Here is a 14957-nt window from a genome sequence, read left to right as displayed (position 1 = left end):
GGGCAGCGCATGGGGGAGCGGTGGTGGGCGGGGTCGCGAGGTTAGCAGAGCGGGTGTGGACGCGGATGCGGGCGCTCGCCGGGCCGTTCTCTCCCCTGGTTCTCGGCGGGGCTGGAGGCGCATGCACGCGGTGGGGAATACCGCTCGCATGCCGGGCACTACGGGTTCCAGCAATTGCCCTGGGTGTCGTCGATGTAGACCCAGAAGCGCATGTCGCCGCGGACATTGCCATAGGCGTGGAATCCCCAGCCCCACCCATCGTGGAACTCGGCCATGCGCCAGCCCGTGCCGAAGAAGTTCACGCACAACTGGTTCGCGGCGGCCAGGCTCGTCAGGGCCTGCCCCGGCACCAGGAGCGTGGTGGCGATGTTGCCACCCGCCCAGTATGGGTAATAGCCCGTCAGGCCAGACGGCGTCGGCGCGCCATCCTGGTGGATGCACAAGAGGGGCAGCGCGGTCCTACAGTCCGTTTCGCCCACGTATGCGTCACAGCCCCAGCAGCCCACCTGGTCGATTCCCGAGGCGTGGCTCACCTTCGCCCAGGTCATTCCCTTGCCACCCGACGCCAGCGCCGTGGGCACCACGGCCAGCGAGACGAGCATCACTCCGGTCCTCACTCCTTGACTCATCATCGTCATCCACTCTCCCTTTTCGGATTTTTCCATTTTCACTGCATGTGAAGGAAAACACCAGGGAAGAGGCTTGAGGCCAGGAACCAATGGAAAGGCAAGGATTCCACGTAAGTGGATTTTTCCAAGCGACTGGCGGATTTATCATTTTTTACTACCAGTCTCATTTTTTTGAATTGTAAGGTATCGACGTCCAAGCGAAGCATCTCTGCCGTGGATCAGAGGGGGATTCATCACATTGTCACCCAGACCGGTTCGCGCTGACGTCTAGTCCGCGCGAGCGGCCCTGTACGTTTGTCTTTTGATGACATCGGGTCCTTGGTGCTCGAGCCTCGTTGAGACGAGCGGCTGGGGCACGAGCGACAGGTTCGCGCGCTCACGGGCACTCGGACATGGGAGTGGTGTGCCCTCCAGGCAATCGTGACTCATGCATTACAAACAAGGAAGGCTTCAAGCCATGAAGAAAGCACTGCTGTCCGCTGCCGTGATCGCGCTGTCTGTGGGGTCCGCTGGCCAGGCCGTCGCCGCGCCGATGTCTCCCTCCTCCCGCAACGTGTCGCAGTACTTCTCCGCCACCGTGCAGGATGCCTTCACCCTGCTGGGGGACACGGATGATCTCTCGCTCGTCTATTACATCCCGCGGCGCGGTGGCGTGGCCGTGCAGTCTCCGCTGAGCACCGCGCCCATCCCGCGCTTCCAGGTCGCCGCCTATTACCCGTCCTTTGGCTTCTTCGCGGGTGAGGAGCTCGCCAACCTGGGTGGCTCGCTCTCCACCACCAGCGACCTGGGCGCGCTCGGGCTGCTCCAGAGCGAGGCGACCGCGCGGGGCATGCGCATCGCTCCGGCTCCGGCGAGCAAGGCCCAGACCAAGTTCCTGCTCTCGGGCTATGCGCCCCCCAATGGCCGCATCGAGATCAAGTGTGAGAAGGAGACCATCGAGGTCACCACCTCGACGGGGACCCGCACGGTCACCATCCCGAAGTGCTTCACCCACCAGGATCCCAACCAGCCGTACGATCTCGACACCAACGTGATGTACAAGTTCAACAGCCTGCCCGCGCTCAGCGGCAGCGTCGTGGCCCAGGACATCTCCTTCCAGGCGACCACGCTCCCCGGCTGGACCAATCAGCTGCGGACGCTGATGGCCACGGGCGCCCAGTGGGACAACATCCTGTCGGCGGAGATCAACTGGGAGATCAAGACCAGCGAGCTGACCCGCCAGGCGCGCTTCAACGTGAACTGGAAGTCCCTCTTCGAGCAGGCCAGCGCCTTCGCCGCCGTCCACCTCAGCTCGTGTGTGGACATCGAGGTTCGCGCCTTCTTCCAGCGGCTGGTGCAGTGCTCGGCGGAGAACGCGTGCGGCATCCGCATCGAGTACCTGCAGTCCAACGGCACCTGGGGTCCCACGGCGCCCAATGACGCCAACTTCATCAACGTGGTGAATGCCGTGCAGAAGCGGCTCCAGGACGAGCTGTTCAACGAGGTGCGCAAGTACACCACGCCCGTCAATGGCCAGGTGTCCAACCAGGCGACGTCCATCTTCACCCTGCGTGCGAACTACGAGAAGCTCATCCTCGAGAAGAACGAGGTGGTCTACATCCAGTACAATCCGGGTCCGACGGAGATGCAGTTCCCCACCATGCTCAACGTCTCGTGCCTCACGGGCGGCTTCGAGATGGGGCGCGTGAACTGGAACATGAACGACCCGGGCTGCCGCGCGCTGCTGGGCCAGCCGTAATCAAGACGTGAGCCAGGGGGCGGGATTCTCCACGGGGAGAGTCCCCGCCCCTCATTTCCCCCTCATCCTCCCGCCCCCATACTCCATGCGTCTTCCTTACGTCCTTTCCGCAGCCGTGCTGGGCCTCCTGTCCTTCGTGGCGCCAGCCGCCCACGCCCAGACCGAATCCCCGCCGCTCGACTACTCGCGCACCATCGAGCAGTCCGGCATGGTGTTCGTTCCATACGTGGGCATGAATCGCGGTCCCGTCTATTATACGAGCTACGAGCAGGTCGCGAACGGGCCGCCCACCAATGTCAGTGGCATGCGCAAGGTCATCGTCAACCTGTGGCCCACGGCCCACCGGCCGGTGACCCAGTACAACAACTTCATCTCCCAGAATGCCATCACCGACGCGAAGGTGCTGCCTCCGGCCACCGCGTGCCAGCCGACGGAGGAGATCGCGAACCTGCTCTCCTACATGCCCGCGGGCTACACGCCGAAGATCCTGGGGGGCAACTATCCCATGGCTTGTAGTCTGAGCCTCTTCTTCATGAGTGAGGACGAGGCGAAGGTGCTGGCCATCATCAGCGCGCGCCCGGTCATCACCCTGCGCGCCTCCATCCCGCTGTGTGACAAGGCGAGCCAGCAATTGAGCCTCACCCCCATCAACCAGCGGCTCGTGACGGACGGGGTGTTGCAGAGCACCTCCACCGGGCTGAAGGGCAACAGCTGGGACGTCCTCTTCGAGTCCTCGCGGCTGGCCCAGCTCTCGCCCTCGCTCTTCGTCAGCTCGGATCCCCAGAAGGGCTGGGAGGCCTACATGAAAGCCTTCACGCTGGACCTGAACGCCCAGACGGCCACGATGTCCACCACCACGGCGAGCCAACCCGCCTACATCTGCACTCCGGACCCGCTGACCCTGCAGTTCGGATAAACGCGAGGGATGCTTTTGAATTTCAATCAACAGCAAGCCAGGAGCCGCCCGGGCAGGTGCCCTCGCCGCTCCGGTTCGGGAACTCTGGCCATGCCGAGGTACGTGTGGGTGCTGGGAGGGCTCGTGTGGTGGACCGCGTGCCCGGGCAATGGCGGGCTCGGAGGTGAAGACGCGGGTGGGGTGCCGCCCGAGCAGCGCAACCGAGAGCTGCGCGCCTGCATCCTCCAACGCTTGCCCCCCGCGGAGGCCACGGCCACGGAGTGGAAGGTGTCCGGGTACGTGCTGGTGGATGCCTATGTGAAGTGTCAGCGGGAGCGGGAGCCGGAGCAGGCGACGGCCGCGGATTTCCGTTCCGTGGTGCGGGAGCTGGCCGAGCTGGACGCGGACACCTCCTTGGTTCGGATCATCGTCCCCCCTGGAGAAGGCGCGCCGTGAAGGTCTTGTTCGTGCTCGCCCTGCTCCTGGGCATGGGAGCCTTCGCCAGCGATCTCGAGGTGGACGAGTGCGTCGGGTGTCATACCGCCCGGCGCGACGAACCGAAGTCCCGCTTCGCCACGGGTCTGGGGCACTGGACCGACAGCCAATGCTACGGCTGCCACGCGGAGCTGAACGAGGTCGCGGTGCAGAGCCAGAAGGGGCTGAAGGACCGGCGCTACTTCTCCGTGCCCGTGCGGGAAGAAAAGCTGGCGTCCATGGTCACCTCTCCGCTGGCGTACATGAACGCGCCGGAGCGGGTGGAGCCGGCGCAGGGGGCCGTCCCCCGGGTGTCCTTCGAGCGGCTCGCGGCCTTCCTGAAGCGTCCGAGCCACCTGTCCGCCCAGGACGGAAGCCGGGCGCCGCGGATGATGGCCTACCCGTCCCTTCAGCCCAAGGCGCTCAAGGCCGTGGCCCACCTGCTGGGGGTGCGGCAGCCGGCCCGGGAGAGTGCTCCGGCGAAGTTGACGGTGGCGGAGCGGCGTCAGGCCGACACGCTGTGGACGACCCGCTGCTTCTCCTGCCATGGCGGCCCGAGGCCGGTCGCGGGCCGGAGTGGTGTGGCGCTGGGGCTCTACACCGCCGAGTGGCTGCGTGACTACGCGGGGGGCAAGGTCCTCTCACCCCGGCAGGCGCGCACCATGCCCGTGGTGCCCCTGTCCACCGAGGAGGCGAGACTGCTGTACCGGCTGTTCGGCGAGATGAGGGCCGAGGCGGAGCGGGAACTGGATGCGCGCGTCTCCCGGTTGAAGCTGGAGGAGGCGGCCGTCCCCCGGGCGCTGCCACCCGCGCTGCTGGGTTATCTCTGGGGGCCGTTCTTCCGGGACGCCACCTGTGTCCATTGTCACGCGACCAGTCCACGTGCCGCGAGCGCATTCACCGCGGATGCGGAGGGCCTGAAGGCCTACCTGCGCCGCAAGTCCGGCGAGGAGTTCTGGCTGCGGTTGGAGACCCGCGCGCTGGAGTCCGAGCACGGGCTTGTCGCCGCGCGGCCCGGTATGCCCATGGCCGGGGTGGAGCTTCCCTCGGAGCTCCGGCGCATCATCGCGCGCTGGGTGTTGGAAGGTTGCAAGGATCCCGAGGGGCAGTCCTGGTGCCGTCATTGACGGCCATTCCGGTGAGGCTGTGCATGCGGGACAGGCAATCCCTCGGCTCGTGGGCCGGGTGTCTGATGTGGGCGGTGCTGCTCGGCGCGTGGCTCGTGGCGGGTTGTGGGCCCGGGCCCGGCGTGGAGGAGCCCGCGCTGGGGCGGGTGCGCTCACCCCTGGGAGGCCGCTCCTCGGCCGCGAGGCTGGCACTGGGCCAGTACCACTCGGTGGGGGTGCATTCGGATGGGACGGTGTGGGCCTGGGGGTTCAACCGTCAGGGCCAGCTCGGCGATGGGACGCTCGTCGACAGCCCCACGCCGGTGCGGGTGACGAACCTGAGTGGTGTGGTGTCCGTGGCCTCCGGGGACTACCACTCCCTGGGGCTGAGCTCGGACGGCACGGTGTGGGCCTGGGGCGACAACACCGCCGGTCAGCTCGGAAATGGGACGGCCAGCGCCAGCCCCGTGCCGGTGCGGGTGCAGAACCTGAGCGGGGTGGTCTCCCTGGGCTCCGGCTTCTCCCATGGCCTGGCGCTGCGCTCGGACGGCACGGTGTGGGCCTGGGGCGACAACCGCTACAACCAGCTCGGCAACGTGGGGGCTACCCGGAGCAACCTGCCCGTGCAGGTGCCGGGCCTGAGCGGGGTCATCGCCGTGGTGGCCGGAGGCTATTACTCGCTGGCGCTGCGCTCGGACGGCACGGTGTGGGCCTGGGGCGACAATCGCTATGGGCAGCTCGGGGATGGCACGACGACCCAGAGGGCCGTGCCGGTGCAGGTGCTCAACCTGAGCGGGGTGATGAACCTCTCCGCCGGCTCCTTCCATACCGTGGCGCTGCGCTCGGATGGCTCGGTGTGGGCCTGGGGCTTCAACGCCTATGGCCAGCTCGGAGATGGGACGACCACCTCCCGGTTTCAGCCGGTGCAGGTGGGCCTGAGCGACGTGCTGACCCTGGTCGCCGGCAACTACCACTCGTTGGCGGTGCGCTCGGATGGCGCGGTGTGGGCCTGGGGCGACAATCGCTACCGCCAGCTCGGGGATGGGACGACCACCAGCAGCCGCGTGCCCGTGCAGTCGGGCTTGAGCGGAGGCGTCACCCTGGTGGCGGGATACAAGCACTCGCTGGTGCTGCGCTCGGATGGCACGGTGTGGTCCTGGGGCGACAACGTCTTTGGCCAGCTCGGCGATGGCACCTTCAATCCCCGGAGCTCCGCGGTGAAGGTGTCGTGGCTGTCGTTGGGCCGGGCGGATGTGTCGTCCGGCCAGCTGCACTCCGTGGTGTTGGACTCGAACGGCGCGGTATGGGCCTGGGGCGACAACTACAGTGGCCAGCTCGGCAATGGGACGGGCCTCGACAGCCTCGTCGCGGCGCCCGTGGGGCTGGGCGGGAGCGTGGCCGTCTCGGCCGGGTTCAAGCACACGCTGGTGCTCAAGGCCGACACCACGGTCTGGGCCTGGGGCGTCAACGAGCATGGGCAGCTCGGGGATGGAACCCTCACGGACAGGACCCGGCCCGTGCAGGTCGCGGGATTGTCGGGTGTCTCCGCCGTGTCGGCCGGCAGCTATCACTCGCTGGCGCTGCGCTCGAACGGCACGGTGTGGGCCTGGGGCTTCAATCGCTACGGCCAGCTCGGGGATGGGACGAACACGGACAGGCTCCAACCCGTGCAGGTGGCGGGGCTGTCCGGAGTCGTGGCCGTGGCGGCCGGAGACAGCCATTCCCTGGCACTGCGCTCGGACGGCACGGTGTGGGCCTGGGGCTACAACTTCGATGGCCAGATTGGTGATGGCTCGTACTCCTGGCGCTTCCTGCCCGTGCAGGTGGTGGGGCTGTCCGGGGTGGTGTCCGTGTCCGCCGGAGGCTACCACTCGCTGGCGCTGCGCTCGGACGGCACGGTGTGGACCTGGGGCTACAACGGCTCGGGCCAGCTCGGGGATGGCTCGACGGCGATCAACAAGCCCGCGCCAGTGCAGGTGGCGGGCCTGAGCGGTGTGGTGTCCCTGGGCTCCGGCAACTACCACTCGCTGGGGCTGCGCTCGGACGGCACGGTGTGGGCCTGGGGGTTCAACTTCGATGGCCAGCTCGGAGATGGGTCGCTCCTCAATCGCTCCACGCCGGTGCGGGTGTCGGGCCTGAGCGGCGTGGTGTCCGTGGTCGCCGGGGACTACCACTCGCTGGCGCGGCGCTCGGACGGCACGGTGTGGGCCTGGGGCTACAACGGCGAGGGCCAGCTCGGGGATGGAACGCGCAACGACACCCTCGTGCCCGTCTGGGTCCTGGGCATCTGAGAGGAGATGGACGTGAAGAGCCAGACGAAGAGCCAGCGCCTGTCCAGGTTGCTCCCGCGGGTGCTCCTGGTCGCCGCCCTCGCGCTGTCCTTACGGGCCGGCGAGGCGGAGGCCCAACCCTTCAGTGAGGAGCACCTCATCATCGTGGTCGACCGCAGTGGTTCCATGCAGACGATGCGCGGCAATCGTCTGACGCGGTTCACCGAGGCCATCAAGCAAGCCAGGGCCTATGTCAACCTGCCCTCGTCCCTGCCCCGCTCGTTCGCGGTCTGGACCTTCGAGGAGTCCTCCTACATCAAGGAGCAGGGCTTCGCGGATGCCGCGACCACGCTCGCGACCTTGAATCGACTGGGCGTCGGGAGTGGGGTGACTCCCCTGGCCTACGCGGTCTGTGACGCGGTCGACGAGCTTCTGCAATACAGGCCAGGTGTCTCGGCGAAGAAGGTGGTCCACCTGGTGTCCGATGGCGAGGAGAACAGCACCCCCACCAGCTCCCAGTGCCATGGCCCCGACAGCACCAGCCCCTATCCCCACTTCACGATGGATTCCTGGCAGTGGAAGGTCCGCAACATGCTCAAGACGGGGGACCCGCTGAGGGATGATCCCGGTCCCTACAAGCTCGTGTTCGATGTCCACGTCTTGTACGACTACCTCTACTTCGCCGGCTCCCGCGGCCCGGTTCGCGAGGTGTCTTCCACGGGCAGGAGCGCGGCGCCCGTCCACCCCACATTGACCTCCGCCTACTTCGCCTTCCTCCAGGGCGTGTCCAGGGACTCGGGGGGCACCTTCACGGCGATTGGCGACTCGGGCCCCGTGCCCGTCTATGGCGACACCAACCAGGACTACTGTGTCAACGACGTCGACTACAATCTGGTGCTCGCCAACTATGGCAGCACGGTTCCTCCCGCGCCTCGCGCGGCGGATGTGAACCATGACGGTTGGGTCGACTATTACGACTACGTCATCGTCGTGAACAACTATGGCTCGGGTTGTGGAACGAGTGCCAGGACCTTCAGATAGCAAGCTTCAGTTCAGAGTGGGCTGTCCATCCCTCTGTGAGTCGTTGTCAGGATAAACGTCGAGCAAGAGGAGAAGAACCGGATGAAAAGAGGAATGATTCAGGCGCTGTTGGCTGTTGTGCTCACCCTGGTCGGACGGGTTGATGAGGCCCTGGCCGGACCTCCGAACGAGCAGCACACCCTCATCGTCGTGGATGGGAGTGGGTCCATGGCGGCCGTGCGGACCGATGGTACAACGCGCTTCCAGGAGGCGATCCGGCGAGCCAAGCAGCTCGTGAGTGCGCCGATGGGAATCAACCGTTATTTCTCCATCTGGATGTTCCATGGGAGCACCTACACCAGTGTGCAGGCATTCCAGGATCCCGCGACCACGCTCAACACGTTGAACCAGATGACGTTGCCCGGTGGCTCGACGCCTCTCGCCCACGCGGTCTGCGACGCCGTCGATGTGCTGCTCGCCTACAAGAAGGGCGACCCGGCCGTCGTCGCCACGAAGGTGCTGCACCTGGTCTCCGACGGTGAGGAGAACAGCACGCCGTCCAGCGCGCAATGCTACGGTCCTCCCAGCGCGACGGACTTCCCGAATCTCACGCCGAACTCCTGGGAGTGGAAGGTGCGTAACAAGCTTCGGACTGGCAAGCCCGACGGTTCTGGCGCGGGCGGACTTCCCGTGGTGCTCGATGTCACCGTCCTGAACGGGTATGTCAGCTTTGCTGGGACCGGCTCCTCGGTCCCCGAGTTCTCCGAGAAGGGCGAGCTGGTCGCTTCGCGCTCCGTCGCGAACATGGCGAACTTCTTCTCGTTCCTCCAGGGTCTGTCGGCCGAGACCGGTGGGTCCTACACCACGATTGTGGACTCGCGGCCCGCTCCCGTGTTCGGTGATACCAACCAGGACTACTGCGTGGATGCGACGGACTACAACCTGGTCCTCAACAACTACGGGTTCACCGTTCCGCCCGCGAACCCCGCGGCGGACCTCAACCTGGACAATGTGGTGGACTACTACGACTACATGCTCGTGGTGAACAACCAGGGCCAGGGCTCTGGTTGCGGAACGACCTCGTCCTTCGTCAAGTAGTTGAAGGAGTGTCAACGTGACGGAAGGAGCGGCGGAAGTCCCGTGCCGCTCCTTCCGTCGTTTCATGATGGGAGATGAGAATGCGACACGGAGCCAGCGCACTCCTCTTGCTCGCCGCCGTGGGTGCATGCGGCGGTTCTTCCTCCCAACAAGCGATGGACCCGGGTCCTCGCGTCCATGTTACCTCCATGGACACACAGCGGGGCGTGCCCACCCTGCTGTGGAGCGAGGAACGGGATGGTGCCGCGCACACCCCCAGCGCTCCCGAGGCCACCGCGGTTCGGTACCTGGAGCAACTCGCGCCGCTCTATCAATTGAGCGAAGCCTCACTCCGCACGGCCTTCGTCCATCAGGTCCATGACACCGGGCGCGGTGGCATCCTCGTCTCCTTCCGCCAGCGTGTCGATGGCATCGATGTCTTCGGTGTCGAGCTCGATGTGTTGCTCACGCGCGATCTCCAATGGGTCGCCGTAGGGGGCGCGCTGCATGAAGTGGCGAGCCTCGCGCCACGCTCCTTCCGCTTGTCGGATGGAGAAGCCGTGGCACACGCGCTCGGTGTGGTGTCGCGGACCTCCGTGACCGCGGCCCTGCGCGAAGCGGGTCCGGTGAAGGGTGGTTTTCGCTCCTTCGAATGGGCTCCCGGCGTGCTCCTTCCTCCACCCGGAATGACCCTGAGCGCACCCGCGCGCGCGAAGCCAGTCCTCTATCCGCTGGCGGGTCAGCTCGTCCCCGCGTACCTCGTCGAGACCTTCCGCGGAGAGGAGGCCCGCACCACCTCCAGTGCGTCCGCCGCCGTCATCTCCGCGGAGGACGGCACCGTGTTGCTTCGCGAGGATCTCACCCGCTCGGATTCGTTCCAGTATCGTGTCTGGGCCGAGGCCGACGGGGCCATGACTCCACTCGATGGTCCGCAGGCCGACTTCACGCCTCATCCCACGGGCAAGCCCGATGGTGTCGAGCCCGGGTTCATCTCTCCTCGCCTGCTGTCGATCGAGGGTTTCAACGGAAGAGGGGATGTCTGGCTGCCGTCCGATGCGACCGAGAGCCGGGGAAACAACGTCGATGCCTATACCGATCTCCAGCCTCCGGACGGGTTCTCGGCTGGGCTCGATGTCCGTGCGAAGGTCACGGCCGTCCGACGATTCGACCATCTCTATGACATGAGTGAGGGGCCCGGGGCGAGCACCGCTCAGACGCAAGCCGCCATCATCCAGCTCTTCTACACGACCAACTGGCTTCACGATGACTTCTACGTCTCCGGCTTCAACGAGGCCGCTGGAAACGCGCAGGTCAACAACTTCGGGCGAGGTGGCGTGGAGGCCGATCCTCTCCTCGCCGAGGCACAGGATTATCAGGGGTCGAACAACGCCACGATCAGCGTTCCCGCGGACGGGATGTCACCGCGCATGGAGGTCTTCACCTGGACGGGCCTGGAAAAGCACTTCGTGGAGGTTTCTGGCCAACGGTACGTGACGGGCCTCGCCTTGTTCGGTCCACAGATGTTCCAGGTCACACGCCGCGCCGTGCTCATGAATGATGGCATCGCCAACCCGAGTCTCCATGATGGGTGTGAGACCCCGACTGCCGACCTGGGTGGGGCCCTCGTGTTGATCGATCGTGGGACGTGCCCGCTCGCGCTCAAGGTCTGGAACGCCGAGCAGGCGGGAGCCTCGGGAGTGCTCATCCTGAACAACACGCCAGGTGACCCGCCGCCCAAGATGTCGAACGACAATGCGTCGATCGTGGTGAAGATTCCGGTCCTCTCGGTCACCTACGAAGATGGTGCGGCCCTCAAGCAGGCCGTGGCGCGCCAGAGCCCGCTCACCGCGACCCTGCGGCGAGCTGTCATCAACCGCGACGGCACCCTGGACAACACCCTCGTGGCACACGAGTGGGGGCACTACCTGCACCAGCGGCTGATGACCTCCTGCACCTCGATTCAGTGTCTCGCCATGAGCGAGGGCTGGGCGGACTTCATCGCCCTGCACATGATGCTTCGAGAGGGGGATTCGCTCGAGGGGAGTTACGCGGTCGCCCCCTTCGCGTCCGTCGCGCTTGGCAACAGCGCCTATTTCGGTCTCCGCCGGGTGCCCTATTCGGTCAACAAGAGCATCAATGACTTGCGCTTGCGGCACATCTCCGAGGGCGAGCCCTTGCCCACCCACCATCCCATGGCTAGCCGGGTGCCAGGGAACCCGGAGATCCACAACGCGGGAGAGATCTTCGCGAGCCTGTTGTTCGAGGGGTACATCTCCTTGCTCCGGGACACGCGGATTCCCACCCCACGCTACGGCTTCCAGACGGCCAGGCGACGCATGGCCGACTACCTCGTGGGCGCGATGAAGCTCGCCCCCGCCAACGCGACCTACACCGAGCAGTTCCAGGCGCTCCTGGCGGTGGCGGCCGCCAATGACCTGACGGACCATGCGCTCCTGGCCGAGGCGTATGCCCGCCGCGGGGCGGGGCCGTGTGCCAGGTCTCCAGCGCGAGACTCGGTGGACCTGAAGGGAGTCGTCGAGGACTTCTCCGTGAACAGCCCCTGTTCCGGCAACCCGGTGGCCGAGGCGGGTCCGGAGCAGACGGTTCCGGGGGGCCGGCGTGTGGACCTCGATGCTTCCGGAAGTTCCTCTCCGAAGGCCGGTTCCCTGTCCTTCCTATGGCACCAGGTCGCGGGTCCCCCCGTGGTGCTCGCGGACAGTGGGAAGAGCGCCGCGACCTTCATCGCGCCCGCGGTGCCCGTGGACACGCTGCTGACCTTCCGGGTCACCGTGGGCCAGGGGAACCGGGCAACCGTCGATACGGTGGACATCCGGGTGCTCGCCGGGGATGCGGGCCCGTTCGATGGGGGAAGCGATGCGGGCCCTGATGGGGGCTCTGATGCCGGAGTCGAGCCACCAAAGGCGGATGGGGGAACGACGCCGGATGCGGGAGTCGAGGAGCCGCGGCCGCCCCTCCCGGGCTGCGGCTGCGGGGCGGGTGCGCAGAGTTCCACGTTCCTTCTCGTGCTCCTGATCCTCCTCGGGGCAGGCCGAGCGCCGCGAAGGCATACCTCGCGGGAGCGGTAGACGCTGGCGCTTCCGAGCTACCCGCGGCTCCGCTCTCACCGGAGCAGTTCCCGCTCGAGCCTGCTCCTGGAGGGCGGAGGGCAGACCGGGCAGCGCATGGGGGGAGTGGTGGTGAGCCGTGCCGCCGAGGTTGGCAGAGCGAGTCTGGACGCGGATGCGGGCGCTCGCCGGGCCGCTTTCTCTCCTGGTCCTCGGCGAGCCTTGGGGGGCGGTGCCCATGGTCCATACCTCTGAAGAGGTATTGACAAATACGGCCATAACCGATTATGTTATTGACCTGAGATCAAGGCTTGATCTGGGGCGAGGGGGCGGTCTACCGTTCTTCTCATGAAGGAGCCGTTCAACCGCAACGAAGCCAGGAAGCTCATCCAGGAAATTTGTGCCACTGGGATTGTCGAGTCCTCCCGGCACGCCAAGGAGGAACTGGCCAAGGATGATCTGACCATGTTCGATGTCAGGAACGTGCTGCGTGCCGGCAAGATCTTGGAGGAGCCGGAACTGGAGAACGGTACGTGGCGGTACAGAGTCCATACGGAGCTGATGGCCGTGGTGGTTGCCTTCGTGTCCGAGTCCAAGCTGAAGATCGTCACGGCTTGGAGAAAGAAGAAATGAGGTGCGAGAACTGCGGTGCCCAGATGAAGAGCGGCCGGGAGAACTACCTCTATACGGAGTGTGGCCTCGACTCCGTGACGCTCATGAACGTGGAAGTTCGCCGCTGCCCCGATTGTGGTGAGTACGAAGTGGACATTCCGCGCATCGACGAACTCCATCGACTCATCGCCCAGGAAGTGGCATCCAAGAAGGCTCGCCTCACTCCGAAAGAGGTCAGGGCTCTGCGCAAGTACCTGGGCTTCTCGGGAACGGATTTCGCCGCGGTTCTGGACGTGACGCCCGAGACTGTTTCGAGGTGGGAGACCGGGAAGAAGCAGATGAGCCCGGTCGCGGAGCGGGCGCTCCGGCTGATGGTCTTCGTCCGCGACCCGGTTGCCGAGTATCCGCTCGAGAAGCTGGCCGAGGTTGCTCAGGGTGAGGCCATTCCCCTGCGCATGATGCTCCGTGAATCACGGGCCCACTGGAAGGCCGAAGCAGCTGCGGCGGCGTAACTGCCGCATCCGTGCACCCTGGGGGGAGGCATACGCCCCCAAGGGGTGTCGCAATGATGCGTCTGCCCGGTCTCAGTCCGCGATGAAGTCCGCGACGCCCTGGCCCCAGACGCACACGGCCAGGGCACCGACGAGCACCAGGTTCCTCACTCCAACTCCGCGCTCGCCCACCAGGCAGGCGTTCCTCCGGCTCCTGGTGCCTGCACCCGGAGTGCGCACGTTGGTCCCCTGTCAGTCGAACGAGGGGGGACCGTGATGCACGGGTACAAGGGAGTGTTGAGTTGGGGATTGTGTGCGCTGCTCGTGGGCTGTGGCTCGACGCGTGAGGAGCTGCCTCCGGGGCAGGACGCGCCCGTTCCCTCCGAGCCCACGCCGAACACCCCGCCGCCCCCTACGGGCGAGACGCCGTCGGACACGCCGGAGACGCCCTCGCAGCAGCCCACCGTGCCCCAGGTGCAGCCCCTGCCCCCGATACCAGGCGATGTCCCGCCCGTGAAGGCGGGCCTGGAGGGCGAGCCCACCCTGAAGCCCGTGGCTTGCGTGCCGTGGACGGGGCGCGTTCCGCCCAAGCGCGCCACGGCCTGCGAGGGCACCTCGGTCTTCCGGGACGGCCACCGCGAGGTGGCCCGCTACGACGCCGACAGCCGCCTGCTGGAGTTGCGCATCTCCAACCAGCCCTATCGATCGGACCGCCTCGAGCGGCACTCCTGGGAGAACGGCCGCGAGACGTTCCGCCGCATCGAGTCTCTCGAGCCCAATGGTTCCTGGACGCAGAGCGAGTGGGTCTACGACGCCGAGGGCAGGCTCCAGAAGCGCACCGATACGGCCGCGTCCCAGGACACCGTGGTGTACCAGTATGTCCGTGACGAGGATGGCCGGCTCCAGCGCATCGACCGCCTGCCCGCGAGCGACCGCAACACGCCCATCTTCTACCGCTACAACGCGGCGGGGCAGTTGGTGGCCATCGACAGTGAGCCCAACTGCAACCGGGACGTCGCCAAATGCGAGACCTTCACCTACTGGTCCAACGGCAAGCTGCGCGAGGACAGTTGGGAGACCGGGACCTGGGGCGTCACGAGGCAATACGATGACCGCGGCTACCTCGTGGACGAGGAGGAGGGCGGCGTCGGGGGGCAGCGGCACACCGTCTACTCTCACGACTCGGCCGGCCGTCAGTTCCGGATCTGGGAGCAGGACGGCAGGGAACTCTACGAGCACGAGCTCGTCAGGACTTCCTACTACGACGCCTCGGGCCTGCTGCTGCTCGAGCGGCTCGGCAAGGATACCACCAAGCCGTCGGGGGACCAGCCCAGCTCCCCGAGGGTGACCACCCACCTGCGCACCACCCGCCGGCTCACGTACATCTGTGGCACGAAGATCGTCTGGCTCGACGAGTGGGATGGCAACGGGGACGGCGTCGTGGATGCCCGGCGCACCCACGAGCGCGATGACCAGGGACGGCTCGTGCACGAGGAGTATTCGGGGACGCCGGGGCTGGACGACGGTCCCGTGCGCCGCGACTTCAAGTACGACTGTGATTGAGCGCCTCCGGGTCCGGG

General features: G+C 66.3%; 13 protein-coding genes. 11 read left to right on the top strand and 2 right to left on the bottom strand.

Features of this window, described 5'->3' with window-relative positions:
- Positions 1-158 precede the first annotated feature (158 nt).
- Entirely contained in the window at positions 159-638 is a 480-nt protein-coding gene (locus tag D187_RS26645; protein ID WP_245591835.1) for a flagellar hook-length control protein, read from the bottom strand.
- Between the two features lie 448 nt (positions 639-1086).
- Between D187_RS26645 and D187_RS26640 the strand changes: the two genes are divergently transcribed.
- The 10 genes from D187_RS26640 to D187_RS26595 all read left to right on the top strand — a co-directional run bounded on the left by D187_RS26640 (position 1087) and on the right by D187_RS26595 (position 13398).
- Positions 1087-2367, top strand: a complete 1281-nt coding sequence (locus D187_RS26640; protein ID WP_002629447.1) for a hypothetical protein — start codon at positions 1087-1089, stop codon at positions 2365-2367.
- 85 nt (positions 2368-2452) lie between these two features.
- A complete protein-coding gene (locus D187_RS26635) occupies positions 2453-3283 on the top strand; it encodes a hypothetical protein (protein WP_043431580.1) in 831 nt (276 codons plus the stop codon).
- Between the two features lie 90 nt (positions 3284-3373).
- Entirely contained in the window at positions 3374-3718 is a 345-nt protein-coding gene (locus D187_RS26630; RefSeq protein WP_002629445.1) for a hypothetical protein, read from the top strand.
- The gene (locus D187_RS26625; protein WP_002629444.1) at positions 3715-4863 is read left to right on the top strand and encodes a hypothetical protein; all 1149 of its coding nucleotides are present in this window, start codon (positions 3715-3717) and stop codon (positions 4861-4863) included. Before D187_RS26630 ends, D187_RS26625 begins: the two co-directional genes overlap by 4 nt.
- Before the next feature lie 23 nt (positions 4864-4886).
- Positions 4887-7133, top strand: a complete 2247-nt coding sequence (locus D187_RS26620; protein WP_020918293.1) for an RCC1 domain-containing protein — start codon at positions 4887-4889, stop codon at positions 7131-7133.
- 6 nt (positions 7134-7139) lie between these two features.
- Entirely contained in the window at positions 7140-8153 is a 1014-nt protein-coding gene (locus D187_RS26615; protein WP_002629442.1) for a VWA domain-containing protein, read from the top strand.
- Between the two features lie 81 nt (positions 8154-8234).
- Positions 8235-9230, top strand: coding sequence for a VWA domain-containing protein (locus tag D187_RS26610; RefSeq protein ID WP_002629441.1), 996 nt, complete (start codon positions 8235-8237; stop codon positions 9228-9230).
- Between the two features lie 188 nt (positions 9231-9418).
- Positions 9419-12295, top strand: a complete 2877-nt coding sequence (locus D187_RS26605) for a M36 family metallopeptidase (RefSeq protein WP_051256544.1) — start codon at positions 9419-9421, stop codon at positions 12293-12295.
- A gap of 327 nt (positions 12296-12622) precedes the next feature.
- Entirely contained in the window at positions 12623-12907 is a 285-nt protein-coding gene (locus D187_RS26600; RefSeq protein WP_002629439.1) for a DUF4258 domain-containing protein, read from the top strand.
- Positions 12904-13398, top strand: coding sequence for a type II TA system antitoxin MqsA family protein (locus D187_RS26595; protein ID WP_002629438.1), 495 nt, complete (start codon positions 12904-12906; stop codon positions 13396-13398). The genes D187_RS26600 and D187_RS26595 overlap by 4 nt, the downstream gene beginning before the upstream one ends.
- Before the next feature lie 72 nt (positions 13399-13470).
- Here the strand turns inward: D187_RS26595 and D187_RS55495 are convergent, their stop codons facing one another.
- Positions 13471-13617 (bottom strand): hypothetical protein, encoded by a 147-nt coding sequence (locus D187_RS55495; protein WP_002629437.1) that lies wholly within the window; start codon positions 13615-13617, stop codon positions 13471-13473.
- A gap of 36 nt (positions 13618-13653) precedes the next feature.
- Between D187_RS55495 and D187_RS26590 the strand changes: the two genes are divergently transcribed.
- A complete protein-coding gene (locus tag D187_RS26590) occupies positions 13654-14940 on the top strand; it encodes a hypothetical protein (protein WP_020918292.1) in 1287 nt (428 codons plus the stop codon).
- The last annotated feature ends 17 nt before the right edge of the window (positions 14941-14957 follow it).

Source organism: Cystobacter fuscus DSM 2262, assembly GCF_000335475.2.
GTDB lineage: Bacteria > Myxococcota > Myxococcia > Myxococcales > Myxococcaceae > Cystobacter > Cystobacter fuscus.
The sequence above is the reverse complement of the archived record's forward strand: the minus strand, read 5'-3'. Positions and strand labels throughout refer to the sequence as shown.

Bases quoted from the DNA above. Each gene is read 5' to 3' on its own strand.
- D187_RS26610 (WP_002629441.1), top strand. From the start codon at position 8,235: ATGAAAAGAGGAATGATTCAGGCGCTGTTGGCTGTTGTGCTCACCCTG.
- D187_RS26615 (WP_002629442.1), top strand. From the start codon at position 7,140: ATGGACGTGAAGAGCCAGACGAAGAGCCAGCGCCTGTCCAGGTTGCTC.
- D187_RS26630 (WP_002629445.1), top strand. From the start codon at position 3,374: ATGCCGAGGTACGTGTGGGTGCTGGGAGGGCTCGTGTGGTGGACCGCG.
- D187_RS26635 (WP_043431580.1), top strand. From the start codon at position 2,453: ATGCGTCTTCCTTACGTCCTTTCCGCAGCCGTGCTGGGCCTCCTGTCC.
- D187_RS26590 (WP_020918292.1), top strand. From the start codon at position 13,654: ATGCACGGGTACAAGGGAGTGTTGAGTTGGGGATTGTGTGCGCTGCTC.
- D187_RS26595 (WP_002629438.1), top strand. From the start codon at position 12,904: ATGAGGTGCGAGAACTGCGGTGCCCAGATGAAGAGCGGCCGGGAGAAC.
- D187_RS26620 (WP_020918293.1), top strand. From the start codon at position 4,887: ATGCGGGACAGGCAATCCCTCGGCTCGTGGGCCGGGTGTCTGATGTGG.
- D187_RS26645 (WP_245591835.1), bottom strand. From the start codon at position 638: ATGACGATGATGAGTCAAGGAGTGAGGACCGGAGTGATGCTCGTCTCG.
- D187_RS26600 (WP_002629439.1), top strand. From the start codon at position 12,623: ATGAAGGAGCCGTTCAACCGCAACGAAGCCAGGAAGCTCATCCAGGAA.
- D187_RS26640 (WP_002629447.1), top strand. From the start codon at position 1,087: ATGAAGAAAGCACTGCTGTCCGCTGCCGTGATCGCGCTGTCTGTGGGG.
- D187_RS26605 (WP_051256544.1), top strand. From the start codon at position 9,419: ATGGACACACAGCGGGGCGTGCCCACCCTGCTGTGGAGCGAGGAACGG.